The sequence below is a fragment of the Pseudoalteromonas sp. SG43-1 genome (assembly GCF_014164415.1).
GTDB lineage: Bacteria > Pseudomonadota > Gammaproteobacteria > Enterobacterales > Alteromonadaceae > Pseudoalteromonas > Pseudoalteromonas distincta.
In genome coordinates this window covers 24,342-50,109 of record NZ_JACJFD010000003.1, presented here as the reverse complement: position 1 = coordinate 50,109, position 25,768 = coordinate 24,342, and the positions used below count along the sequence as shown (strand labels likewise).

Annotated in this window: 25 protein-coding genes; 17 read left to right on the top strand and 8 right to left on the bottom strand. The window is 37.4% G+C overall.

The features are described from left to right. Window positions 1-106 precede the first annotated feature (106 nt). Window positions 107-1,231: a DUF748 domain-containing protein gene (locus H5159_RS04170; protein ID WP_182779777.1), complete on the top strand. Its 1,125-nt coding sequence runs from the start codon at window positions 107-109 to the stop codon at window positions 1,229-1,231. An 88-nt stretch (window positions 1,232-1,319) separates the two neighbouring features. Here H5159_RS04170 and H5159_RS04165 read toward each other — a convergent pair whose 3' ends face one another. After that, window positions 1,320-2,129 carry an ion transporter gene (locus H5159_RS04165; protein ID WP_182779776.1) on the bottom strand — a complete coding sequence of 270 codons (810 nt, stop codon included), beginning with the start codon at window positions 2,127-2,129 and terminating at the stop codon, window positions 1,320-1,322. Between the two features lie 100 nt (window positions 2,130-2,229). Between H5159_RS04165 and H5159_RS04160 the strand changes: the two genes are divergently transcribed. The 5 genes from H5159_RS04160 (at window position 2,230) to H5159_RS04140 (ending at window position 4,418) form a co-directional block, all read left to right on the top strand. Next, entirely contained in the window at window positions 2,230-2,442 is a 213-nt protein-coding gene (locus H5159_RS04160) for a hypothetical protein (protein WP_121954678.1), read from the top strand. Between the two features lie 15 nt (window positions 2,443-2,457). After that, window positions 2,458-2,739: a hypothetical protein gene (locus tag H5159_RS04155; RefSeq protein WP_182779775.1), complete on the top strand. Its 282-nt coding sequence runs from the start codon at window positions 2,458-2,460 to the stop codon at window positions 2,737-2,739. A 68-nt stretch (window positions 2,740-2,807) separates the two neighbouring features. After that, window positions 2,808-2,999, top strand: coding sequence for a YwbE family protein (locus H5159_RS04150; RefSeq protein ID WP_007583223.1), 192 nt, complete (start codon window positions 2,808-2,810; stop codon window positions 2,997-2,999). Next, window positions 2,999-3,517: a DUF4240 domain-containing protein gene (locus H5159_RS04145; protein WP_182720336.1), complete on the top strand. Its 519-nt coding sequence runs from the start codon at window positions 2,999-3,001 to the stop codon at window positions 3,515-3,517. The genes H5159_RS04150 and H5159_RS04145 overlap by 1 nt, the downstream gene beginning before the upstream one ends. A 439-nt stretch (window positions 3,518-3,956) precedes the next feature. Then, window positions 3,957-4,418, top strand: a complete 462-nt coding sequence (locus H5159_RS04140; protein WP_004334802.1) for a hypothetical protein — start codon at window positions 3,957-3,959, stop codon at window positions 4,416-4,418. Window positions 4,419-4,438: 20 nt separating this feature from the next. On the opposite strand, the gene H5159_RS04135 is transcribed toward H5159_RS04140, so the two are convergent. The 3 genes from H5159_RS04135 to H5159_RS04125 form a co-directional block, all read right to left on the bottom strand. Then, window positions 4,439-5,698, bottom strand: a complete 1,260-nt coding sequence (locus tag H5159_RS04135) for a Y-family DNA polymerase (RefSeq protein ID WP_024597582.1) — start codon at window positions 5,696-5,698, stop codon at window positions 4,439-4,441. Next, the gene (locus H5159_RS04130) at window positions 5,686-6,099 is read right to left on the bottom strand and encodes a S24 family peptidase (RefSeq protein ID WP_004334808.1); all 414 of its coding nucleotides are present in this window, start codon (window positions 6,097-6,099) and stop codon (window positions 5,686-5,688) included. The genes H5159_RS04135 and H5159_RS04130 overlap by 13 nt, the downstream gene beginning before the upstream one ends. A gap of 81 nt (window positions 6,100-6,180) precedes the next feature. After that, the gene (locus tag H5159_RS04125; RefSeq protein WP_004334811.1) at window positions 6,181-6,600 is read right to left on the bottom strand and encodes a MarR family winged helix-turn-helix transcriptional regulator; all 420 of its coding nucleotides are present in this window, start codon (window positions 6,598-6,600) and stop codon (window positions 6,181-6,183) included. A gap of 204 nt (window positions 6,601-6,804) precedes the next feature. Between H5159_RS04125 and H5159_RS04120 the strand changes: the two genes are divergently transcribed. The 3 genes from H5159_RS04120 to H5159_RS04110 all read left to right on the top strand — a co-directional run bounded on the left by H5159_RS04120 (window position 6,805) and on the right by H5159_RS04110 (window position 9,977). Next, entirely contained in the window at window positions 6,805-7,548 is a 744-nt protein-coding gene (locus tag H5159_RS04120) for a siderophore-interacting protein (protein ID WP_024597584.1), read from the top strand. A gap of 141 nt (window positions 7,549-7,689) precedes the next feature. After that, window positions 7,690-8,679: an LLM class flavin-dependent oxidoreductase gene (locus tag H5159_RS04115; RefSeq protein ID WP_149603722.1), complete on the top strand. Its 990-nt coding sequence runs from the start codon at window positions 7,690-7,692 to the stop codon at window positions 8,677-8,679. Between the two features lie 284 nt (window positions 8,680-8,963). After that, window positions 8,964-9,977, top strand: coding sequence for a patatin family protein (locus tag H5159_RS04110; RefSeq protein WP_182779774.1), 1,014 nt, complete (start codon window positions 8,964-8,966; stop codon window positions 9,975-9,977). Window positions 9,978-10,177: 200 nt separating this feature from the next. Here H5159_RS04110 and H5159_RS04105 read toward each other — a convergent pair whose 3' ends face one another. After that, window positions 10,178-10,609: an Lrp/AsnC family transcriptional regulator gene (locus tag H5159_RS04105; RefSeq protein WP_182694871.1), complete on the bottom strand. Its 432-nt coding sequence runs from the start codon at window positions 10,607-10,609 to the stop codon at window positions 10,178-10,180. Between the two features lie 172 nt (window positions 10,610-10,781). On the opposite strand from H5159_RS04105, the gene H5159_RS04100 reads away from it, so the two are divergent. The 5 genes from H5159_RS04100 (at window position 10,782) to H5159_RS04080 (ending at window position 16,400) form a co-directional block, all read left to right on the top strand. Then, window positions 10,782-11,855 (top strand): ornithine cyclodeaminase, encoded by a 1,074-nt coding sequence (locus H5159_RS04100; protein ID WP_182779773.1) that lies wholly within the window; start codon window positions 10,782-10,784, stop codon window positions 11,853-11,855. Then, window positions 11,852-12,763 carry a citrulline utilization hydrolase CtlX gene (ctlX, locus tag H5159_RS04095; protein WP_182779772.1) on the top strand — a complete coding sequence of 304 codons (912 nt, stop codon included), beginning with the start codon at window positions 11,852-11,854 and terminating at the stop codon, window positions 12,761-12,763. Before H5159_RS04100 ends, ctlX begins: the two co-directional genes overlap by 4 nt. 122 nt (window positions 12,764-12,885) lie before the next feature. Beyond that, the gene (locus tag H5159_RS04090) at window positions 12,886-14,292 is read left to right on the top strand and encodes a sodium:alanine symporter family protein (protein WP_007377576.1); all 1,407 of its coding nucleotides are present in this window, start codon (window positions 12,886-12,888) and stop codon (window positions 14,290-14,292) included. Between the two features lie 138 nt (window positions 14,293-14,430). Next, window positions 14,431-15,447: a patatin-like phospholipase family protein gene (locus H5159_RS04085; protein WP_182779771.1), complete on the top strand. Its 1,017-nt coding sequence runs from the start codon at window positions 14,431-14,433 to the stop codon at window positions 15,445-15,447. A 254-nt stretch (window positions 15,448-15,701) separates the two neighbouring features. Continuing rightward, window positions 15,702-16,400: a hypothetical protein gene (locus tag H5159_RS04080; protein ID WP_182779770.1), complete on the top strand. Its 699-nt coding sequence runs from the start codon at window positions 15,702-15,704 to the stop codon at window positions 16,398-16,400. A gap of 164 nt (window positions 16,401-16,564) precedes the next feature. On the opposite strand, the gene H5159_RS04075 is transcribed toward H5159_RS04080, so the two are convergent. Continuing rightward, window positions 16,565-17,128 (bottom strand): YSC84-related protein, encoded by a 564-nt coding sequence (locus H5159_RS04075; RefSeq protein ID WP_149614959.1) that lies wholly within the window; start codon window positions 17,126-17,128, stop codon window positions 16,565-16,567. Window positions 17,129-17,277: 149 nt separating this feature from the next. Between H5159_RS04075 and H5159_RS04070 the strand changes: the two genes are divergently transcribed. Together H5159_RS04070 and H5159_RS04065 are read left to right on the top strand one after the other, a co-directional pair. Next, entirely contained in the window at window positions 17,278-18,489 is a 1,212-nt protein-coding gene (locus tag H5159_RS04070; protein WP_182779769.1) for a tyrosine-type recombinase/integrase, read from the top strand. Continuing rightward, window positions 18,489-19,682, top strand: coding sequence for a sodium:proton antiporter (locus H5159_RS04065; protein ID WP_182779768.1), 1,194 nt, complete (start codon window positions 18,489-18,491; stop codon window positions 19,680-19,682). Before H5159_RS04070 ends, H5159_RS04065 begins: the two co-directional genes overlap by 1 nt. A 152-nt stretch (window positions 19,683-19,834) precedes the next feature. Here H5159_RS04065 and H5159_RS04060 read toward each other — a convergent pair whose 3' ends face one another. Then, window positions 19,835-22,882 (bottom strand): FAD-binding and (Fe-S)-binding domain-containing protein, encoded by a 3,048-nt coding sequence (locus H5159_RS04060; RefSeq protein WP_182779767.1) that lies wholly within the window; start codon window positions 22,880-22,882, stop codon window positions 19,835-19,837. A 145-nt stretch (window positions 22,883-23,027) separates the two neighbouring features. On the opposite strand from H5159_RS04060, the gene H5159_RS04055 reads away from it, so the two are divergent. After that, complete coding sequence (locus H5159_RS04055) at window positions 23,028-23,237, top strand: PGPGW domain-containing protein (protein WP_024596520.1); 210 nt, start codon at window positions 23,028-23,030, stop codon at window positions 23,235-23,237. Window positions 23,238-23,308: 71 nt separating this feature from the next. Here the strand turns inward: H5159_RS04055 and ppsA are convergent, their stop codons facing one another. Beyond that, window positions 23,309-25,684 (bottom strand): phosphoenolpyruvate synthase, encoded by a 2,376-nt coding sequence (ppsA, locus tag H5159_RS04050; RefSeq protein ID WP_007378803.1) that lies wholly within the window; start codon window positions 25,682-25,684, stop codon window positions 23,309-23,311. Between the last annotated feature and the right edge of the window lie 84 nt (window positions 25,685-25,768).

The following is a 25,768-nucleotide window of genomic DNA, read 5'->3' as shown; positions in this document are numbered from 1 at the left end:
CATTAGTGCTTTATAAAAATAAATATTAAACATACGCAGCCCTTTATATAGAAAAATTTAACCCTGAAAGGTCAAAAGGCCCCCGTTTTTAGTAAAGGAAATTACAATGCATTTTTCATCCAAAATATTTCACGACAAATACCTTAAAGGTGTAATAGCGCTGGTTGTGTTACTTATACTAACGCGAATAGCCGCGCCTTATGTAGTTCAGCACTACGTAAATTATCAGCTAAAGCACACACAAGGTGTTACTGGGCATGTTGGTGACGTAGATTTGTTTTTATATCGCGGTGCCTACGCAATTGACGACGTTGAAATTTATGCTGTTGATGCAACTTCAGCTCCTAAGCCTTTGCTGAGTATTCAAACTCTCGATTTTTCACTTGCGTGGTCAGCCCTTTTAAAAGGGAATTTAGTAACAAACATGGCGTTTACGCGCCCTAAAATAGTTATTTATGATAAAGACCCCAATGCTTCTGAGCAAAATCAACAAGTAAAAGATGAAACCACTTGGGTGGGGCTGGCGAATGACTTAGTACTGTTTTCTATTGATACCTTAATAATTGAGCAAGGCAAGTTAACCTTAGTTAACTCAACCAATAGCGGTGAAAAACCCACTTTTATATCAAATATCAACGCTCGAATTGAAAATATAACTAACGCGCAAAACCTATCAAAAACACTAGTGACTACTCTAAGCGTAGAAGGTGCATTAATGGGGGAGGCCGCATTAAAGTTTGATGGCAAATTAGATCCCTTTAGCAAACAAGCCAATTTTGATTTTAACGCAGAGGTACAGCGTTTCTCTGTTAAAAACCTCGATACTGTATTTAAGGTATACACGCCTTTTGATATTGAAGCGGGTGGCATTGATGGCGCTATGGAATTGGTGGCTAAAGACAATAACTTAAATGGTTATGTAAAAGCGGGCGTTCAAAACTTGAGTGTGTTCTCGTGGCGCGAAGATATAGAAAAAGATGACGATGGAATATTTACGGCCATATTTGAAGGCAGTGTTGATTTACTGGGCTCTATACTCGAAAACGATGAGTCTAAACTTGTTGCTGCACGTATCCCTATAGAGGGGCAATTAGATAATACGGATGTTTCGACTTTTCAAGCTGTGATTTCGGTATTAGAAAACGCATTTTTTGATGCGTTTAAAATGAAAGTAGATAACGTTATTTCTTTTGAAGATACGGATGAAAAATCTGATAACGAGGAGAATTAAAGCTCTTTGGTAATGTTCGTTTTAGTTAAATACTTAAGCTGCACCCACTTTTTAAACTTTAAGTGGGTGCTTTAGTACTTTTCTCAGATTAGTTTTTGCGGTTACTCAATAGCTCTTTAAGCTCAGCAATTTGGGTTTGTAGTTCGTTTACTTGCCCTTGCGTTGCAGGTAATGAGCTGTCGTCTGCGAGCTCTTCTCGCGCTTTGCGGTGCTCTTCACTCATTACTTCTAAAATGGCACCTACCATCATATTTAAAAATACAAATGCGGTTAAAAATATAAACGTAAGGTAATAAATCCAGCTTAGTTCGTACACCGCCATTGTTTCATACATTATGTCGGTCCAATCTTCAAATGTTGCCACCCTAAACAGAGTAAGCATGGAGATTGAAACATCTTGCCAAAGTACGGGGTTTATTTCAGCAAACATCATGCTGCCCATTGCAGCGTATATATAAAAAATAACAAACATTAATAGGGCTATATAACCCATTTGTGGAATGGCTTTAAGCAATGAATTAACTAATAAGCGCAGCTCTGGGATCATCGATACTAATCGCAGTACTCTAAATATGCGAAGTAATCGAGCAATTAACATAGTAGAGCCAGCAGCAGGATATAAACTGCCCAATACTATGATGGTGTCGAATATGTTCCATCCTTTAGAAAAAAAATGTTTTATGCCTTTACTTGCAATAAAGCGGATTACTAGTTCAATTAAAAAGAATGCGGTAATGCCAACGTCCATCCAATTTAGAGCAAGCTCTACGGTAGGATGTAGTGAGTAAGTGTGCGCACCTACTGTCAGGGCAGAAACAATAATTACAGCTATAACAAATGATTGAAATATCTTGCTTTTGTCTATACGCTGAAACAACTTTTGTAACTGCGACATCATAGAAATAGATCCTTTGGAGATTAAGATTTTATGGCGCTAATATACAATAATACTGTAATAATTTAACGCTTTTTCGATATAGAAAGTGTAAGGAAATTTAATGTTTATCAATAAACTAAAAAGTAGCGCATTACTTATTGTTGGATTATGTGTTTTAGCAGGTTGTAGCTCTGATGCGCGTTTTCATGAAGTTCAATCGGCGCGCCTTGATGAGTGTAACTATAAAGCTGACAAAGAATATTACGAATGCTTAGATAAACAAGACTCTAACTACGAAGAGTTTAAAAAACAGCAACAAGCCCAGACTAAATAAGTAACCTTTATATTTATGACTAAAACTCAAAAACAGCGCGATAAGCAAATTCGCTTAGCGCTTACTAATGCATGCGAAGCAATAAAAGAAATGGTAATTGGTTTTGATTATCTAACGCATACAGTTGATTTAAATAATGAGGCCAATACGTTAAAAGTACAATGCTATTTTAATGATGATATAGCCCTTGAAAGTGCAAAACCGCAACTTAACGAATTAACAAATATAATACTCAAAGAGCTTACTAGTATTAAGTTGAACGCAAAACCAGCACAGATTTCATTTTCCGCCAATTAACAGAGCTTTTGTTGGTTTGATAGCACATGGACGTTATAATTAGATAAATTATTTTTAGGGTTTAAATTATGGCTGTTCCTACGCGTTCGCAAATTTCACCAGGTACCACAGTAAATATTGTATTAAAAGAAGATCAACGCAGCGGCACATTAACTGAGGGTGTGGTTGAGCGCCTTTTAACAAAATCACCAAATCATCCACACGGCATTAAAGTACGTTTAGAAGATGGTCAAGTTGGCCGAGTAAAAGAGATTTTATAATGGCAGCGTTAACAGAGCAGGCTTTTTGGGATTTAGTAACAACGCCTGATTTAGGGCTCGATCCGCAAAGTGTGAGCGATAACCTAAAAAACAAACTTAATGATTTAAGCGATCAGCACCTTATTGATTTTGATAAACACTTTGGCATACATATGCGTAAATGTTTTACCTGGGATTTGTTTGGTGCCGCTTTTGTGATGGCTGGATGTAACGACGATTACGGTTTTAGCGAGTTTAGATGTTGGTTAATTTCGCGCGGTAAAACAGTTTTCGAAAACGCTTTAGAAAATGCTGATTCGTTAGCGCAGTGTACACCTGTTTATTACTTAAATGAGCAGCCTTACCCGTATATTGATGAGTATGATTTAATAGCCGGTTTATTATTTGAAGAACGCAGCGAAGACGAATTACCGTTTATTCCATCAGGCAGCGATGAACCCAAAGGCAAACGTTTTAAAGACAAACCTAAGTTTTTAAAGCAAAGCTACCCTTTATTATTTGCAAAGTACTGGCAATAAAATAAATAGTAATTTGTGCGCTATTTAAACAATTTAATGAGTTTAATTTCCCTACAAGTAAGCGCATTGATATAAATCGTTTTGTTGTTTAAGTACGTATTAACTAAAGTACTTAACAGCAAAATGGTTTGTAATGCAGTATCTAGGATGAATCTTTGTGGATTTAAATGTGTTCAATCTAAGGGATTTATTCGCGGCACGAGGTTTGTAACCTAATAAGCTCGGTAATTGCTCTTGCGTTATCTTACTGGCTTACACACATGTAAGAATTAGTAATAGTCGAGCAAAGCTCCCTTAGCTGCTCGCGTCTTGGTTCCTGAATACGACTTCTCTCCTTTTATAGTAAATCTCTGTTATAGTTGTTAAAAGTTATAAAAGCTAAGTGATTAGGCATTTTGCTATTATTTAACACGCTGACTCACGAGGATACACCCACGAAATGAAATATTTAACACTCGCTTTATTAACTGTCGCTTTTACAAGTGCAAATGCTTTTTCTGAGCCGAGTAATAAAACACGATTTATACCGCTTTTAAAGTCAAAATTGGGAGCCTACGAAGTTGTGTCGAGCAACTCAGGGTTATGCGTTAACAGCAATTTGAGTTTGACAGATGAAAGTGATTTAAGTGCTGGTTTTAAACTTGGTGAGCAAATTGTATTTGGATCGCTCCACAATGGTACCCGAACCATTAAAAAACCAAACTTTTGCTTTATAACCAGCACGCTTAAATATAAAAGTGATGGCCTTGAAAACGGCTTAAGAATGAGCCGTTGTGAAAGCCCAGCAAACGAAAAAACAATCAGTCAAAGTATCAAATTTTTAGCTGATAACACACTCAAATACACATTGAGCGAACCCAATGTAGAGTGCACATTTAAAAAAGCAGATGAGAGTAAATAAAGCATCTAGTAAGTAGCAAATCATTCGCAGTATATTTTAGGGATATCGCGCCAACGCGTAGTGTACTGCGGCGATAAAAAATCACGGTTCATGTGCCACCGGTCATTTAATTTACTACTTGCAAGGCTTAGCATTCCTTTTCCGTATCGATTGTTAATTGTGTCTAAGCATTGCATAAGTTTTGGATTATCAGGGCTTTTATTAAATAAGTCATTTTGCTGAAACTGTTCTGATATTAGCTCTACCGCGCCCACACCACACTTATAAAACCGTATACCGGGTTGGTAAATCTTATTAAATACCTCAGATACAGCATTAGCCATCACGCAGGTGTCGTTAGTGGGTGAGGGGAACTTATACACAAAAGACTTTTTATAATATTTATTTTCGTGCGCGCCACTGGCTGCAAAAATATAAAGCTGGTGAGTGAGCGAGTGTTGCGCTCTTAATTTATTAGCCACTGTGGTTACATGGTTAATTAGCGCTGTTTTAAGTGCTGTTGGCTCACATATGCGCTCTCCAAAACTACGGGTTGAATAAATCTCCCGCTTATCTTGTCGTACATCATCCCAGTTTAAACATGTTATCCCGTTAAGCTCGCTTACTGTGCGTTCAACAACCACACTAAATGCACGGCGCATTGCTCTAGGGTTTTGCTGAGCAAGATCCCAGGCGGTGTGTATATTCATTATTTTAAGTTTTTTAGCTAGCCGCCGGCCTATCCCCCACACATCTTCGCAGCTCATTCTTTGTAAAATAGCTTGGCGAGTTTGTTCGCTATTTATTACTGCTACACCATTAAAACCACTGAGCTTTTTAGCAGCATGGTTAGCGGCTTTTGCTAAAGTAGGGGTCGGGCCAAAACCAACACCTACAGGTAGCTTTGTTTCGCGCCATACTGTGCGCCTTATTGTATGACCGTATTCATGCCAGTCTTTAATTAATGATGTGTAGCCATCAAAGTGCAAAAACGATTCATCAATACTGTATATGTGCTGTGTATCGCAAAAGCGAGCGATGATATTCATCATTTTGTCGCTTAAATCAGCATAAAGCTCGTAATTGCTAGAGCGAATAACAACGTTGTTTTGCTCAAGTAAATGCTTAACTTTAAAGTACGGGCCAAATTTAGGAATATTTAAGCGCCGAGCAATAGGGCAAATAGCGCATACACAGCCATCGTTATTGGTAAGTACAACCACGGGTTTGGATCGAATAGCAGGGTCAAATACTTTTTCGGCGCTGGCATAAAACGACACAGCATCAACTAAGGCATACATTTTAGTAACTCTGGGCTTTGCCTGTGCATTCTTATTGATAGCGTTACTACGCCTTCGAGCTGAAACTCGTCTGCAGAGGTTAGTTGTACAGGCTTATGTAAAGAAGAAGCTGAAAGCAGCCGCGCATTGGTTTTATCAAGCAGCTTACATACAAAAAGACCATTTAAGTTAGCAACAATAACGTCACCATTTTCTGCAGGCTCTGCACGGTCGATAACTAATAAGTCCCCTTCAAAAATTCCGACTTCTTGCATAGAGTTACCCGATGCTAGGCCAATAAAGGTAGCATTTGGGTGCTTTATTAAAAGCTCATCAAGGGTTACACCTAGCTCGGTGTACTGCGCTGCGGGCGATTCAAAACCACACACGCCTGCTTCTATATAAATGGGAATTACAAACATAACACAACCTAAAACGCATACACTGTATAAGTGTACAGTATATGCGTTTTGTGTAAGTTATGCCAAGAAATGTATAACCGATCAATCCATATTTTTGATCATTTGCTGTGCGATATCTAAAAAGTCTTTGATTTGCTGAGGGTTTAAGTTTTTACACATTTGATTATTTATTTTCTGCTCTGAGGCTAATAACTTATCAAAAAGAACTTTACCTTGCTCTGTGAGCGACAAAATAAAGCAGCGCTTATCGTGCTCACTTGCCTGTTTATTTATTAAATTTAAGCCAATAAGATCTTTAATTAAACGTGCTATTTGCGCTTTGTCGCGCTGCGTTTTAGTAACAATATCGTTAGCCGTACAGTTATTTACGTTCGCAATAATATGTATGCAGCGTACGTGCATAGCATTAATACCAAGTTCGCCTGCGTTAATTGCTTCACGAATTGTGACGCGGTAATTTTGCATCAATTCAAATAGCGTATTTGATAAAGGTGTATTCATAAAACTCTCAATGTAGTTGACAAAGTCAATCAATTTGTTATAGTTGATTTTATCAACCAATGGGGCGTTGTGCAATGTCTGCTTTTATAGCAGCTAATTATTATACCAATCTGCTTATATATGGGGTTTATTTAATTTGTTAAATTGATCAAAGATTTATGCAAGTTGGTATTAAAGTCCAAGTTTTGTAAAACGAGGTAATGCATGGGTAAACAAATTCGCAAAGCTAACATATTAAGTACGCAGCAAATCACACCACACCTACAACGCATTGTTGTAGGCTCTGATGATTTTAACGACTTAACCTCACAGCACATTGGTAACTATGTAAAAGTACTGATCCCAAAAAATGGTGAAGTAGATTTTAACTTAAAAACAGCGTGTATGCGATCTTACACAATAAGGCATGTAGATGCACAAACAGGCGCGTTAACACTTGATTTTGTTATAAATATGCACCAAGGTCCGGCAACTGACTGGGCTAAAATTGCAAAAGTAGGTGATGAGGTAGGTATTGCAGGCCCAGGCCCTAAAAAGCTAGATAATTATGGGCATTCGCATTATGTGTTGCTAGGGGATTTAACATCGGTAAATGCAATAAAGGGGTATGCGCAGCAATTACCTTTAACTTCAAAAATTGATGCTTTTGTACATGCGCCCACTGAGCAAGACATTATTGATTTAGAAACAAGCCGCGATATTAATTGGCTTGTTACCGACAACGCTGACGAAGTGCTACTAAGCGCGCTTCAAAATTTGCACATTACAGCAGAGCCTCCCATTGTATTTATGGCATTGGAAGCTGGGCTTGTGCGTAAAGCAAAGACATTGTTAACAGAGCAATTTAATATACCACGCGGTAATATTGTTTCCTCAGGGTATTGGAAAAAAGGCGTGGATTCAGAAGGCTATAAAAAGCTGCGCCAACGTGATGCACAGCTTGCTTGAATACCTTAGAGCAAAATAACATATACCTATTTTGCTCTAATACCACTGCGTAACTTGAATTGACCTAATAGGAGACCCATTTAAGTGTTTTATGCTAATGATGTAATACATTGTTAGCATGCATTTTTAGGAGCTGCTATTTTGTTAAATTCCATTCCTTTTTCGTTATTAGAACTTGCCCCCATGATCAAAGGGGACAGCGTTACTAACACTCTTCATAAAAGTACTAAATACGCTCAACGTGCTGATGAGCTTGGCTTTAACCGTTTTTGGCTTGCTGAGCATCATAATATGCCAGGTATAATTTGTGCGGCCACTTCAATTTTGGTTGGTCACATTGCAGGTAATACCAAAAAGATACGCGTTGGGTCAGGCGGTATTATGCTGCCAAACCACTCCCCATTAGTTGTTGCTGAACAATTTGGTACATTAGAGAGCTTATATCCAGGACGAATAGATTTAGGGCTAGGGCGTGCCCCAGGTAGCGATCCTGTAACGAGTCGTGCATTAAACAACGATATGAGCCGCGCAGAAAATTTCCCAGGTGAGGTAACTGAACTGCAAACATTGTTAGGTCCTTACAATGGTACGCATCCTATACGTGCTATACCGGGTGAAAACACAAACGTTCCGATTTGGTTATTAGGCTCGAGTTTATTTAGCGCGCAACTAGCGGCGCAAAAAGGGTTACCGTATGTATTTGCAGGGCATTTTGCACCGCGCTTTGTGCACGATGCAATAGCGTTGTATAAGCGCGAATTTAAAGCATCAAGCGTACTTGATAAGCCATACGTAATGCTTGCACTGCCTTTAGTGGCTGCAGATACCGACGATGAAGCGCAATATTTATCGACTACTTCTAAGCAACGTGTACTCGAACTTATACGCGGTAATGAGCTGTGGCTAAAACCGCCTGTTGAAAGCATGGACGGGTTGTGGAGCGAACAAGAACGCGCTCATGTAGAGAACTTTTTAAGTCTAAGCGTAGTAGGCGGACATGTAAGTATTAAACACAAGTTAGAGATGATAGCTAAACAGCTAGAAGTTGATGAGTTTATATTTACCAATGATGTATTCGATAGTGAAAAACGCCACCGTGCACTCGAAATTTTAATGGAAATAAAACACTAAAATATAGTTAGTTAAGCAAGCGTACACTCTGGGCTTGTTAAGATTATAGACATCATCAAAAGTTAAACTTTTTTAACTCATTTTATTAACTTTAAGTGATGTCTGTATTTGTTATTTAAATATTCAAAGTAAATTTGATTGCTATTTTTAGTAAATATTTTGCTTTATATACCGTTCTGTTTTTTCAATTGAACTGATTTAAACAATCAATTTTAAGATATCACTTTTGTTTTTTATAATGTAGCTATTAAACCAGACATCATAAAATTAAAGGCAGGTACACCGTGAACTCTCTAAACACCGCAACAGCTAATTCAGTTAACAAAACAGCGCAGCCAAAAGTTGCTCTGATTGCTGAAGGTGGCGGGCAGCGAGGGATATTCACAGCTGGAGTACTTGATGCTTGGTTAGAGCAAAGCTATGACCCATTTGATTTATTTATTGGTACTTCAGCGGGTTCGCAAAACTTAACTAGCTACTTAGCGCGTCAAAAAGGCTACGCTAAACGCCTGATTAGAGGACTTTCGCGTAATAAGCGTTTTTTTCAGCTTGGTCGCGGATTAGTGGGTAAGCATATAGTTGATTTAGATTGGTACTTTGACAAAACCACTGAAGTAAACAGAGCTATAGATTTCAAAACAGCGAAAACTAGTTTAGGTGAGCGTGAACTACTTATAACAGCCACAAATGCACGAGACAGAAAAGCTTATTACTTATCGCCTACAGGTGATAGCGGTCAATGGCGTGATTTGTTAAAGGCTTCTAGCGCACTTCCGTTTTTATACAAACAAGGTGTAAAGTTAACACCTTGGTTAAACGCAAAAGTAGCGAATGAAACACATCTTGTTGAAGAACAAGCACAGAGCGATTTTTATCTAGACGGCGGTTTAGCCGCTCCACTCCCCGTGCGTGAGGCTTACAACCGAGGTGCTCGTAAAATTGTTGTAATAAGAACGGTTGACGCTAATTTTCAAGCGCAATCTGCATGGGTACAAAAGCTAAGAACATTTGCTATAGCATCAGGCTATTGTCCAAAAACATTGGACTACTTGATACAGCACGAAAAAGCGTATTTAGATGAGCTTGAGTTTATTGCAAATCCACCAAGTGATGTGGAAATAATACAAATTTTTGCAGACGAAAAACTGCATAGCAAATTATTAGGTAGTTCAAATAACGATTTACGTTTTGATCATAAATTAGGCTTAGCTGCAGGTCGATCTTATTTAGCGCAGCAAAGCCAATTTGAGATCAGCAATACGCATAATTACTCACAAAGCGAGTATCGTTACAATTAAGCCAATCGGATACCCAAATCATGAATAATACTGCGACTTAAAGTTGCAGTATTATTCATTTAAATGCCTTTTATTTAAATGACACCCACCCTAATTTGTACATTTATTAACCCCTGGATTCTAATTGGAAGTGCCTTGTGAATACTTAAAACATTATAAATGGGTGTCATTTAAGTATTCTTTTAAATATTAAAAATAACTTAAGTTGATGAAAGTAATATGCTTGTTTCACTATTTAAAATACCGTCAATTTCGCGTACTTGCCTTAGCACTCCATCAAACTCACTTAAATTTCCAGCTTGTAGTTCTGCAACTAAATCCCATGCACCATTGGTGGTGTGTAATTTTATAAGCTCGGGTATTCCGCGCATTGTTTTAATTACTTGTGAGGTAGATTTACCAACGACTTCTATCATCATAATTGCGCGCACAGCTTCTGTTTCTATGTGTTCGTGAACGCGTACAGTAAACCCTAATATTGCGCCTGAGCTAACTAATCTGTCTAACCTATTTTGAACTGTCCCGCGTGATACATTTAAAGAACCGGCTAAAGCTGAAACCGAAGCGCGGCCGTCTTTTCGTAATTCAGCTATTAAAGCATTATCAAGAGAGTCATAAATATAAGGAGTCATAAATCAAACCTTTAAAAGAAGTTACTGACCAAAATACATAAATTGTACATAACTGCATAGCAAAATGATAAAAATTAGTACTATTTGTGTAATTAATTGCCATATTAAATAGCACATAGCCTCGCTAAACTTGTTTTAAATTAACTAATACATTTATTCAAGAGGTTTCAGCATGAGTCATTTTATAGCACAGCCAAAACAAGGCGTTCCATTTGTTAGCGTTCAGGCAATGGTTAAGCTTATAAATAGCTTAGGGGTCGAAAACGTTTTGCTAGATCTAACACATAAATTAGAAACCGACTTTGCCCGTTGGACTGAGTTTGATAAGTCACCTCGCTATGCAGCACACTCACCAGAGGGTGTAATAGAGCTAATGCCAGTGAGTGATGGCCAAATGTTCAGCTGTAAATATGTAAATGGTCACCCAAAAAACACCTTTAGAGAACTTCAAACAGTCGCTGCATTTGGTATTTTAGCCGATGTAGATAGTGGCTATCCGGTTATGATAAGCGAAATGTGTTTACTAACAGCACTACGTACAGCCGCAACTTCTGCAATGGTAGCTAAATATTTAGCACCTAAAAACTCAACAACCCTTACTTTAATTGGTAATGGGGCACAGTCTGAGTTTCAGGCACTGGCATTTAAAGCTGTATTGGGCATAACACATATTCGTTTATACGATATAGATGCAAACGCGTCTAAAAAAGCATTTACTAATTTAAGTGCTTACGGGTTAAACGTAACTATTTGTAATAGCGCACAGGAAGCTGTGCAAGGTGCGCACGTTATTACAACCTGCACTGCCGATAAAACCAATGCTACAATTTTAACAAACGACATGATCCCACAAGGTGTGCACATTAATGCCATAGGTGGCGATTGCCCAGGTAAAACAGAGTTAGATGCTAAATTACTCGAGCGCGCTAATGTATTTGTAGAGTACGAGTCACAAACTCGAATAGAGGGCGAAATACAACAAATGAGTGAAAGCTTTGTTGTAACTGAGTTTCATAAAGTCGTTAATAAGCAATCACTTGGCCGTACTAGCCAAGACGAATTAACTATTTTTGATGGTGTAGGCTTTGCGAGCGAAGACTTTACAGCGCTTGTATTTATACGCGATCAACTTATTAAAAGCGGTGAATTTACATTGCTCGATTTAATTACACAGCAAGCCGATCCGCGCAACTTGTTTTCGGTACTTAATACAGAGCAAACATCAGCACAAGAGCACGTAGCATGAGCCACGTAAATCAAGCTCCGAGTGCGGTTGTTATGGTACGTCCGCATCACTTTACGTCTAACCCACAAACAATGCTCGACAATGCATTTCAAAGTGAATGCTTAGCACCAAATCAAAGTGAACAAGCATATAGCGAAGTCACAAATGCAGTAAAATTATTAAAAAATGAAGGGGTAACAGTTCACCTTTTTGAAGATGAGCAAACACACACTCCCGATTCAGTTTTTCCTAACAATTGGTTTTCAACTCATCAAAGTGGCCAATTAATAATCTATCCAATGTTTGTAGAAAACAGAAGGTTAGAATATCGAAAAGATATTATTGATTTTTTAACGGATCACTATAAAGTGTCTTCAGTGACTGATTATTCATTTTTATCGAAAGAAAATTCATTTCTTGAAGGCACTGGTTCTCTGGTTATCGATCATCAAAATAAACTCGCTTACGCGGTAGAATCAAAAAGAACTACCAAGTCGGTGGTTAATACAATATGTGAGCAATTAAAACTATCACCCATAGTGTTTAACGCATATGACGAGCAAGGAACTGCGGTTTATCATACTAATGTTTTAATGTGTATTGCTACAAAATTTGTAATGATCAGTTTAAATATGGTGCCAATTGAACAACGTGCACAGTTAGCTAAACATTTTTTGAAAAGCCATCATCAAGTTATCGATTTAACGCTTGAGCAAATTAATAACTTTTGTGGCAATGCTATTGAACTACAAGGTAAAAATGGTCGTATTTTAGCCTTATCGCAAACTGCGTTTAATGCACTTACACCGGCACAAATAACAGTTATACAAAAAACGGCTAAGCTTGTGCCATTACCTATACCTACTATTGAGTCGGCTGGTGGCTCAGTTAGGTGCATGATTGCAGGAGTTCATTTGCAAAATAAATAATGTATAGTTTTAAGGCAGCTTAGCTGCCTTATTTACATTAAATTTGTTAGTCGATGTCGCAAGCAAAAGCCGTTATACCCAAAAAAGGGTATTAATATAAAAAATATAAGAAGGAATTAGCAATGTTCGATACCGTCGTCAAAAGCGTAAACAACCTTTTGTGGGGAGAAGGCCAGGTACTTATTTATATACTCTTGTTTACGGGGGTATGGTTTTCAGTACGACTAAAAGCAATTCAAATACTTAAATTTAAACATATGTTTAGCCTTTTAAAAGGCAGTAGCAAATGTAAAAAAGACGACATTTCATCATTTCAAGCGTTGTGTACAGGGCTTTGTGCACGGGTAGGTACCGGTAATTTAGCCGGTGTGGCGGTTGCAATTTCACTTGGCGGCAGCGGCGCTATATTTTGGATGTGGGTAATAGCCATATTGGGTATGGCTACAGGCTTTGCCGAAAGTGTACTTGGGCAAGTATATAAAGTGCGCGATAGTGGCGGCGAGTTTAGAGGGGGCCCTGCGTATTATATTCAACAAGGTTTGGGTAGCCGGGCGTTTGCAATTGTGTTTGCTGCGTGTTTGTTTTTAGGTTACGGCTTTACGTTTAGCGCAATGCAAACGAACACGATTACCGACGCACTTAATTACGCGTTTGAAGTTCCTACATTTTATTCAGGCCTGGTTATTACCGTGCTAGCCGGCTCAATTATACTCGGTGGCTTTAAAGCAATTGCCCGGTTTGCAGAGCGTGTTGTGCCAATAATGGGCATTGTGTTTGTACTTGCTGCGGTAATTATTACGATTATAAATTTCACGCAAGTACCCGCCATGCTTAAAGATATATTTTTATCAGCGTTTGGTTTACAAGAAGCAGGCGCCGGTGCAATGGGCGCTGCCATTAAAAACGGTATTCAACGTGGTTTATATTCTAATGAGGCCGGTGCAGGTAGTGTGCCGCATGCTTCAGCAAGCGCCAGCCCAATTCCTAATCACCCTGTAACGCAAGGTTACATACAAATGCTAGGCGTATTTTTCGATACAATAGTACTGTGTAGCTGTACCGCGGTGATCATTTTATTAGCCGATATAGACATAAGCGGCGAAATGGAAGGCATTCGTTTAACACAAAGCGCCATGACTGCTCACTTAGCACAAGGTGGTGTTTATTTTGTCGCAGCTGCTATTACCTTATTTGCTTTTACATCGGTGGTGGCAAATTACGCCTATGCAGAGAGCAACTTGCACTTATTTAAGCTCGACAACAAAGTAGGGCGCGGCATTTACACTTTGCTTTATTTATCAATGATGTTGTGGGGCGCGTCGGCCACGTTAAAAGAAGTCTGGGATTTAGCCGATATTGCCTTAGGGTTAATGACAGTGGTTAACGTTATCGCTATTATACTGTTAACGCCGACTATTTTGTCTGTTACGAGCGATTACCACGCACAAAGAGACAAAGGTTTAGAGCCCGAATTTAAAGTAAAAGATGTAAAGGTACAGGGCAAATGCGAAGACGGCATTTGGGACTAACTCACGTATTTTAAGCACACTTAACTATAAAAAGCGGTTTTATGTCAACATAAAGCCGCTTTTCATTTTGCATAAGTATTCACTTTCAGTGTTGTAAAAATAACTGAAAAAACCAAAATTAAAGGCATAATTTTTTAAATGATCGAGATTCACGCAGGGAAAACAGCGGCTAAAATTATTAACGAACAGGGCTTTAAACCTGAACTTTTCACCTCTTTTTTAGGTGCAAGTGGCGGTCCTAAATGGTTTACATTATTTGGCTTAGATAAATATATTTTTGGTGAATTTTTTAAAAACCGCACCCAACCACTTAATTTAATTGGCTCATCTGCCGGCGCTTTTCGCTCTGCGTGTTTTGCACAAAACGATCCTGTTGCCGCGATTGAGCGCTTAGCAAAATCGTATTCGCAAACTAGGTACTCAAGTAATAAACCAACACCAAATGAAATAACAATAAAAGCGCGGGCATTACTTGAAGATGTTTTTGGCGATAACGGCGTAACCGAAATTATAACTAACCCAATATTTAAAGCGCACTTTATAGTAGCAAAATCGAATGGCTTTATTGCCAGCGAAAATAAATTAATACAGCTAATGGGTTTATCAAAAAGTTATATGTTAAACCGCGTTAACCGAAAATTATTAGGTTCGCAGTATGAGCGCTTTATATTTGGCCCAGCAACAAGTGACTTATCAATTACCGACAGCTACAATTTTAAAACGCAGAACATAGCGCTTACTCAAAATAATTTAAAAGACGCGTTACTTGCATCGGGTTCAATACCACTTGTTATGCAAGGCATAAAAAATATTGCAGGCTCGCCACCCGGTATTTATCGCGATGGCGGAATAATTGACTACCACTTTGATTTAAAAATTAATAACCCTGGCTTAATTTTATACCCGCATTTTAATAGCGATCCAAAAGCAGGGTGGTTCGATAAAAATTTAAAACGTAAAGTATCACCACTTAATTACGATAACGTGGTGATGATCACCCCATCAAAAGAATTTGTAGCAAACTTACCTTACGGAAAAATTCCAGACAGAAATGACTTTACCGATCTTGATGCCGATACACGTATTAAATATTGGAATACTGTTTTTAGTGAAACTGAAAAGTTGGCTGAAGCGTTTGATGGAAAAATTAGATAATGATAATTTTATTTGAAGCCATATTAATAATTTAATTAATGAAAATACATGAACTACGATATTTTGTAATATGTGAGAAGAAGCAGGAGGTAATAAAATAAAAACTTAAGTCGGGTTTCTAGTTTGACTAATCTGGATAATATATTTATGGGAAGTTAACCATTTGAAATTATGTACTTTTAGAATGTAAGATGTTTTATTTAACGATAATAGATTGAATCTGGTAGGAACTATAAATATAAATAAGGATTGATATGGATAAGCATATATACTTTTTAATAAAAATTTTTGATGAAGATAAACATGCTGAAATGTTTTTAGATGGGATACTTCACTCAAAAAAACTATCTTATTTTAGAAAACTTTATGATGAAGCTGAAGGAAATCGAGGTGATAGGCACGAAGGAGTTATTAGTTGGTACAAAGCAGAAGAGTTAATAATTGAAATAAATGGTGTTACTTTAAAGGATGTAGTAGGTAATGTATCAATGAAAATGAACAGCCATGATAATGTTAACATCTTCTGTTTGTATGCATCATATCAAACAGAAAATTTTGAATTGACTCAAGAAAATATACCAAAATTAATTGAACAATTAAAAATATCAGAAAGCTGTTTGGGGCTGGGTAGAAAAGCTGTAATTGTGACAAATGTACAAGAATTTATGAACAGAGTACTTAATAAGGCTGATCAACAGCAATTGAATTTAAGAGCTGGTTTAATCGAATATTACGACCCAAAAATATTCTCAGGAAAATTCACAGATGATGATGCGATATTTAAAAAAAGAATAGAGTTTTCCCATCAAAAAGAATACAGATTTGCATTTTATCCTAATAATATTTCTGACGATGCAATTAATCTAGACATTGGTAATATAAGAGATATAGCTTTCAAAATGGAAGCTAATGAGATTAATAACGAAATAAAAATAAGTAAAATAGCTCAATGAACTAAACAAAAAATTTTAATTTCTGGTGACTTATATATCGTTAGGAAACAATCTCAGAATAGTTACTAACAACCCATAAATTACGTTATGTTAAATTAGATGGGTTTTAATAAAGCGAGCGTGATTATACAAACCAGCTCGCTTTTAGGAGAGTAATTTGGTGGTTAATTAAGCTCTGAATCAACCCAAAACTTAGTGCCTTTTAATACAGCTTGTAGTGCAAGGCCATTTTCGGTTACAGAATATACAGTTACTTGATCTGCAATCGCTTCGGCAACCAATGCACCGCCTTTATCTTCATATTTAGCTGCTGCATCAGCGTTTCCGCCAAAAGCCCAACCATGTTCAATAAATCTATTTAGTGCAGCTTGATTATGAAAAACCATTACAACGTTAAAATCTTTAACCCCTAAACCAAGTCCTAAACCGGCTTCACCCATATTCATGTAAGTCGATTTACCTGTGAGGTTATTTTTAACTACGCCGTAACCGCCACCAAAACTGGCTAAAACTACATTTACGTTCGCGTTATCAAAAACAGCGTAACCAGCCGAATTAGCAATTTGTTTTTTAACGTCAGGTTTTTCAGCGTATAATTTATCTAATGTATTTGTTTTCATACTTTGTACAAGTGCACGTTTTTCGCTTGGTGATGCACTACCTGTAGTAGCACACCCAGTTAACGCAACAGTTAATGCAAGTACGCTTAGTATAATTAGTTTTTTCATAATGTTTTCCTAAATAAGATATAGCAACCAACAACCATAGAATAATCACGGCATTAAAATAATTAGAGCTTTACTATGTCCAATACTAGACAGTATCGGACTTTAACGTTATTCTGTAAGCCTATTATTTAATTGAATATTAATACATTATGCTTGTTGCTTTGGTTGATACGTTAAAACAATTAAGATATCAAATTGCCCATCTAGATGACGGTACTCTAAATTCAGAATACCCAGAACTTGCATCCTTTATACAGGAAGTTGGCTTGACTGTAACTGAATCAAAAGCCGATCTGACATTCTTATATCAGTTTTTATATGTTTATGGCAGAAAATCAGAAGCGACTTATAGCCGTTTTCGAAATGAGCTTGAACGCTTTTATTTATGGTCGTGGTTAATAGCAGAAAAATCAGTATTCGATTTAAAACGTGAAGATATTGAAGCTTACATTGATTTTATGGTTGAACCTGATAAAGAATGGGCTGCAACTTCAGTGCAATGGCGTTATAAAGATGAGCAAGGAATTCGTAGATTAAATCAAAATTGGCGCCCTTTTATGCTAAAAGAATCAACTGCCAGCCAACAAACTTTATCGGCCATGTTTACTGCCTTAAATGTATTTTATAAGTTTGCCCTACTCGAAGAAAAAACATTCGCGAACTTTGTCCCTGTTGTTAAAAAAAATAGTCCGTACTTAGTTGTTCAATCACAAATTCAAATTCCTGATACATTAAGTGATATTCAATGGGAATACGTTTTTGGTGTAACTCGTGATTTATGCGAACATAACCCTGATTTAGAGCGAAACTTATTTACGCTTGCCTGCTTAAAAGGTCTTTATTTACGAATTTCAGAATTATCTGAGCGCCCACAATGGTCGCCGGTAATGTCTCATTTTTGGCAAGATAATGATGGATTTTGGTTTTTACGTATAATGGGTAAAGGTAATAAATTACGAGATGTAACCTTAAGTGATGATTTTGTTGAATATTTAAAACGATACAGATTATATCGAGGTCTACCTGCCCTTCCTCGGGTTGATGAATCTGAGCCGTTAGTTCATAAAATTCGCGGTCAAGGTGGTATGACCGTAAGGCAAATTAGGCGTTTAGTTCAACAAAGTTTTGATTATGCTCAGCAATCATTACTTGATGATGGTTTTAAAGATGACGCTGAACAACTTGGCGCTGCAACTGCACATTGGCTTCGTCATACTGGTGCTACACATGATGCGCAAACCAGACCGCTCAAACATTTATCAGAAGATTTAGGCCATTCTAAAATTGCGACTACCGATCAAATTTATATTCAAACAAATATTAAAGAGCGAGCAAAATCAGGACTTAAAAGGAAAATTTAATGGAGTATTTAGTAATAGCATTTATAGGCGGACTATTTTTAATTTATTCTTTAACACTTCGCCAGTTAGAAAAAACAGAAGTAACAGGTCCAATGTTTTTTGTTGTCGGCGGAATATGTTTAGCTTTTATGCTACCCAACGAAGGACATAAAATAAAAGAAGGCGTTGATCTTTTATTACCATTTATAGAGCTTACGCTAAGTATATTTTTATTTTCAGATGCAACTAAATCAAAGCTAAGTGTTTTAAGGCATAGTTTTCAGTATCCTAGTTTACTGTTGTTTGTTGCCCTACCCTTAACTTTGTTACTTGGTATTGCTGTTGCTTTATTTTTCTTTGCTGAGCTTTCACTTATTCAAGCAGCGTTGCTCGCTATTATTTTAACACCTACCGATGCAGCTTTAAGTAAAGGGTTACTAGCAAGTACACAAGTGCCTGAAAAAATACGCGAAGGAATAAATACTGAAAGTGGTTTGAACGATGGATTATGTGTGCCCATATTTTTAATATTTATATTACTCGCTAAAAATCCTGATTCAGCTATTACTGCAACACAAACATTAAGTGTGTTTGGCCGAGAGCTTGGCTTGGCTTTATTAATAGCTATTACAAGTATTGTTGTTTTTATACCGAGTTTAAACTTTGCAATGAAACGTCATTACTTTGCACAAAATACCAGTCCGTTTTTATTACTCGGTTTTGCTATGGCTGTGTTTTCTGTGACTCAATATTTTCATGGCAGTGGATTTATTGCGGTGTTTATTGCAGGCTTATTATTTGATAAATTTTCGACCGAAGAAGTTAGAACAGAATTAATTGAAGACTCAGAGCATATCGCAGATTTCACATCGTTAATGATTTGGTGCTTGTTCGGGTTTGTTTGTGCTTACTTAGTTATTCCGAAATTAAATACTGAAATTATAATTTACGCTTTGTTAAGTACAACATTGATTAGAATAATTCCAGTTATGCTGTCTCTGCAGTTTACGGCATTGAGTATTAAAGAGCGTTTTACATTTGCGTGGTTTGGACCAAGAGGTTTAGCATCAATTGTTTTTACATTGATGGTGATAGATACGCAAATAGAAAACAAATATCAAATAGCGACGATAGCAATGACGACTATTTTGTTTAGTGTATTTATACATGGTATTAGCACTAAACCTATTGCAGATAGCTTTGTTAAAAAGTAGTTTTTAAAACAGTTATTTAAATTAGATAATTAAAATAATAGATTTAAAAAAGGCATAACGATTACTTTCATTATTGATGAAGTTAATTGTTACGCCTTTTTTGCTTAAGAACTAATTTAATAAATCTATTTAAGCACTCTTATTTTATAAAGTTATTTAAGAACCTGTGCTAGTAATTCAATTGGGTGTTTTGGTTTAAATTGTTCAAAACGTTTAACTTGGCTACGACAAGAAAATCCCGTAGATAAAAGTTGCTCTGGTTTATTTTTATCTACAATTGGTTTCCAACTCATTTCGTAAAGCGCACGTGAGTTATCTTGATTTTGTGCTTCGTGGCCATAAGTCCCCGCCATTCCACAGCAACCTGTATTTGTTGTTTTTAATGTTAAACCAATATCACTGAAAATTGTTTGCCAAACATTTGCCGCTTTTGGCAGTGCAGTTGTCTCAGTACAGTGACTCAGTAATGTAAATTCAGTATCTGTATTTTGCTTTGCGCTTAGTGATTTAAACGATTGTGTTTCTAGCCATTCATGGGCAAGTTGCACATTAAATTGCCCACGGTTATTTTCTAAAATTGTATTATATTCATCGCGGTAGCACATAACGAGTGACGCATCTAAACCGACTAGGGGTGCATTAATATCATTTAATTTATTTAAAAACTCGGCTGCATTTTTAGCTGTAACTTTAAATTCATGCAAAAAACCTTTTACGTGTTGCGGTTTACCATTTGGTTTAAAAGGTAATAGCATTGGTTTTTTGCCAAGTTGGGTTATTAAAGTAATAAAACTTTCTACTAGTTCGGCTTCGTAAAAGCTCGTAAATGGGTCTTGTACTATTAATACATATTCACTTTGTTGCTCTGCATTTAATTTATTTAATAAATCAAAATCAAATTTTTGTGTTTTAGTAATACGCTTTGAAAGTGCAGGAATACTTAACTGTGGTGTATCAACATAGCCAACTGTTTTTTTAATAACATTGCTTACTAATGATGTTTTAACAATTGGATTTATGACTTTAGCGAACTTTGCCATTAATGGCGCGCTGTTTTCTATGTTACCAACAAGGTAATCTTTTAGCGGACGCGCATAATAACTATGATAATAATTTAAAAAGCGCGAACGAAAAGTAGGAACATCTACTTTAATTGGGCATGCAGTTGTACATGCTTTACATGCTAAACATTCATCCATTGACGCTTTTACTTCGTGAGAAAAGTCGTAAATACCTTTTCGTTTTTCGCGGCTATGAACAAAACGTTCCCACCAGGTGATTACTTCACCTTTGTTAAGTTGCTTTTCTACTTCGAGTAAATCTACATTTTTTGACTCTTGTAAACGAAGCCATTCGCGCATTAAACTTGCGCGTCCTTTTGGTGAATTACGGCGATCGCCAGTTACTTTATACGATGGACACATAGGTGAATTTTCATCGTAATTAAAGCATATGCCATTACCATTACAGGTCATTGCATTGTTAAAACTGGTTTTAACTTCTATTGATATTTGCTTATCGAAGTGCGATCTCTTTTGTCCATCAACACTAACTAGTGAGTCTTCACTATCGATAGGAGTGCATATTTTACCGGGGTTAATGCGGTTGTTAGGATCGAAAGCTGTCTTTATTTTACGAAGTTGAGTATATAAATGCTCACCAAAAAATTCAGGACTATATTCACTTCGGTAACCTTTACCGTGTTCGCCCCACATTAAACCGCCGTACTTAGCGGTTAGTTTTACAACCTGATCTGAAATAGTTCTAAGTAGTTTTTCTTGTTCTGGGTCGCACATATCAAGTGCTGGGCGTACATGTAAAACCCCCGCATCAACATGGCCAAACATACCATACTGTAAATTGTGGCTGTCGAGTAATGCTCTAAATTCGACAATATAATCGGCTAAATTTTCAGGGGGTACTGCGGTGTCTTCTGCAAAGGCGAGCGGTTTTTGGCTGCCTTTTACATTACCTAATAAACCCACTGACTTTTTACGCATTGCGTAAATTTTTAGTATATCGCTTTTATCACTGGTTAACTGATAACCAATAACGCCATTAGTTTGATTTATTACGCATTCATCTAGAAGCTTACAAAGCGTGTCTACTTTGTCTTTTATATCATCGTTTGATACTGCATTAAACTCGACCATGTTAAGGCCTTGCATATCTTTATTTGGTACGTCGGTTATTAAGTCCGATACTAAATTCCAAATGATATCTTCACGCGCTAAGTTTAAAACTTTGCTATCAACGGTTTCTACCGATGTTGCACGTGCATCGACTAAAAATGGTGAATGACGAAGTGCTGAGTCAAAACTATCATACTTAATATTAATAAGCGTTTTGAATTCGGCAATAGGCGTTAGGTTTAATTTTGCTTCAGTTACTATACCTAATGAGCCTTCTGAACCCGTTATTAAGCGGCTCATATCAAAAGTTAGTAAGTCATCACTTAGCACATGCTCTAGGTCGTAGCCGGTTAAAAACCTATTTAACCGTGGAAACTTAGCTAAAATAGCAGCGCGTTCATTAACTGAAATATCTAAAACTGTTTTATATAAACTACCAATTAGAGAGTCTTGCTCGGCTATAATTTTTGCTTTGTCGATGTCCATTGGTGAGGTACACATAGGTGTACCATCGACTAAATAAGTTGTAAGCCCTAAAACATGATCGCTTGTTTTTCCGTAAACTAACGAACCTTGCCCCGATGCGTCAGTACTTATCATGCCACCAATAGTTGCCCTGTTACTGGTAGATAAATCGGGCGAGAAGAAAAAACCATAAGGTTTTAAAAAGTCATTAAGTTGATCTTTTATTACGCCGGTTTGAACGCGTACCCAGCCTTCTTCTACATTTATTTCGAGGATTTCGCGCATATAGCGAGACAAATCTACAACAATGCCTGGTGTTAAAGATTGACCGTTAGTACCTGTTCCGCCACCACGAGGGCCAAAAGTTAAAGATAAAAATGGGTCGCGAGATGCAGTTTGCAGTGCGAGTTGAATATCTTTTTCATTTTTTGGAAAAATAACACCTTGGGGTATTTCCTGATACACACTGTTATCGGTTGAAGCAGTAATACGCGTTGCATAACTTGCATCGGTATCTCCACTAAAACCTTGGCTTGCAATGGTACTTAGGTAATTTGCGACAAGTTCTGTCGCGGCATCTTGCTGTGTAATTGTTGCTATCATGACGGCGATATTTTAGGGCATTTGACTAATTATATCATGGTGATGGCGAATAGAAATTGAAGATTTTACAGTTTGTAACACTCTTTTAGTCGATTTTAATGCAGCTTAAATTATACTCAAGTTAACGAGTAATGAGGTGTGTTATATGAAAAAATTACTATTACAGATCAGTGGCGTGCTATTTATTTTGCTAGGGCTATTTTTTGCGGTTGTACCAGGACCTTCACTTATATTTTTTATGGCCGGTTTATTGTGTTTTTCGTTTTATTATCCTAAAGCGCGACATTACTTATCACTTTGTCAAAAGGCGCTAACTAAATCATGTGCTTATTTAGATAAAAAATTAGCCCGTTAACATACTTTTAATAGGGTATAAAAAAAATGCCAGCAATACATTGCTGGCATTTTTTATAGCTTACCTATTTATTACTTTGCTAATTTTTTAGCTAGGTATAACCATGTTTCTATTACTGTGTCTGGGTTTAGTGAAACAGAGTCAATGCCCTGCTCTACTAACCATGCTGCAAAGTCTTCGTGATCTGAAGGACCTTGACCACAAATACCTACGTACTTGCCTTTTTCTTTAGCTGTTTTAATTGCCATAGAAAGTAGTTTTTTAATTGCTGGGTTACGCTCATCAAATAAATGTGCGATTAAACCTGAATCACGGTCAAGACCAAGCGTTAACTGTGTTAAATCGTTAGAGCCGATAGAAAAACCATCAAACATTTCTAAAAATTCATCAGCAAGTAATGCATTTGAAGGCAGCTCACACATCATGATTACTTTAAGACCATTTTCACCACGTTTAAGACCATGCTCTTCTAGTAATTCAATTACGCGTTTACCTTCTTCAAGGGTACGTACGAATGGGATCATGATTTCAATGTTTGCCATATCCATGTCGTTTCTTACGCGTTTTATAGCTTCACATTCTAGTGCAAAACAATCGCGGAAGTCTTCAGAGATATAACGTGCGGCGCCACGAAAACCAATCATTGGGTTTTCTTCTTCTGGCTCGTATTGCTGGCCACCAACTAGGTTTGCGTATTCGTTTGATTTAAAATCAGACATACGCACAATTACACGCTCCGGTGCAAAAGCACAACCAAGCGTTGAAATACCTTCAACCAGTTTTGTTATGTAAAACTCTACTGGTGATTCGTAACCGGCAATCATGTCAGTAATTTCTGCTTTTAATGCATCGGTTTGCGCATCAAAATTTAATAACGCTTTAGGGTGAACGCCAATCATACGGTTGATAATAAATTCAACTCGCGCAAGGCCAACACCTGCATGCGGTAAGCGTGCAAAGTCAAAGGCGCGATCGGGGTTACCCACGTTCATCATTACTTTCATTGGTAGTTCTGGCATTTTATCAACGCGTGACGTTAGTATTTCAAAATCTAAAATACCTTCGTAAATAAAGCCGGTATCGCCTTCGGCGCACGATACTGTTACTTCTTGGCCCGCTTTAATTAAATCAGTTGCATTACCACAACCAACAACTGCCGGAATACCAAGTTCGCGTGCAATTATTGCCGCGTGACACGTACGGCCACCACGATTTGTAACAATCGCTGCTGCACGTTTCATGATTGGTTCCCAATCAGGGTCGGTCATATCGGTTACTAAAATGTCGCCTACTTGTACCTGGTCCATTTCTTTAATTGAATCAAGAACACGTACAACACCGCTACCAATTTTGTGACCAATTGCACGGCCTTCAACAAGTACATTACTTGTGCCATTTAATTGAAAACGTTCCATTACGTTTGAGTCTTCGTTTGAGCGGACAGTTTCTGGACGTGCTTGAACTATATATAGTTTGCCGTCGTTTCCGTCTTTTGCCCATTCGATGTCCATAGGACGACCGTAATGTTTTTCAATGATTACAGCTTGTTTGGCAAGATCTTGCACTTCTTCATCTGTAATCGAAAATTTATTAGAAAGCTCAGGGTCAACATCAACGATGTCTACTTGCTTACCATGTGCTTTATCTTCTGAGTAAATCATTTGTATGGCTTTAGAACCAATATTACGACGTACTACTGAAGGTTTGTTTTTAAGGAGTGTTGGTTTATGAACATAAAATTCATCAGGGTTAACCGCGCCCTGTACAACCATTTCACCTAAGCCGTAGCTTGATGTAATAAATACAACGTCTTCAAAACCAGACTCTGTATCAATACTAAACATTACGCCAGATGCTGATTTATCTGAACGTACCATGCGCTGTATACCTGCTGATAACGCTACACCACGGTGATCGTAACCTTGGTGAACACGATATGAGATTGCGCGGTCATTAAATAATGAAGCAAATACGTGTTTAATAGCGACCATGACTGAATCGATACCGACAACGTTAAGGAAAGTTTCTTGTTGGCCTGCGAATGATGCATCTGGCATATCTTCAGCGGTAGCTGATGAACGTACTGCAAATGAAACATCTGCTGCAGTATCGCCATGGAGTTGGCTATATGCGTCGCGAATGGCTTGATCTAGGTTTGGTTGGAATGGTGTGTCGATTATCCATTGGCGGATATCGGCACCGACTTTAGCGAGTGTATTTACATCATCAACATCAAGTGTATCTAGGATGTCATGAATTTTGGCGGTGAGTCCTGATTGATCTAGAAACTCATTAAAAGCATCTGCGGTAGTTGCAAAACCACCCGGTACTTGTACACCTGCGTTTGCGAGGTTTGAAATCATTTCGCCAAGTGACGCGTTTTTACCGCCAACTCGAGGAACATCTTGCATACCAAGCTCTTGATACCAGAGAACGTATTCTTGCACGGATCTTTCTCCAAAAAAAACAAATTGTAGGTCTAACTGTGAGAGTTAAGAAAGAAAACCTTTTATAAAGGCCGTCATCATTCT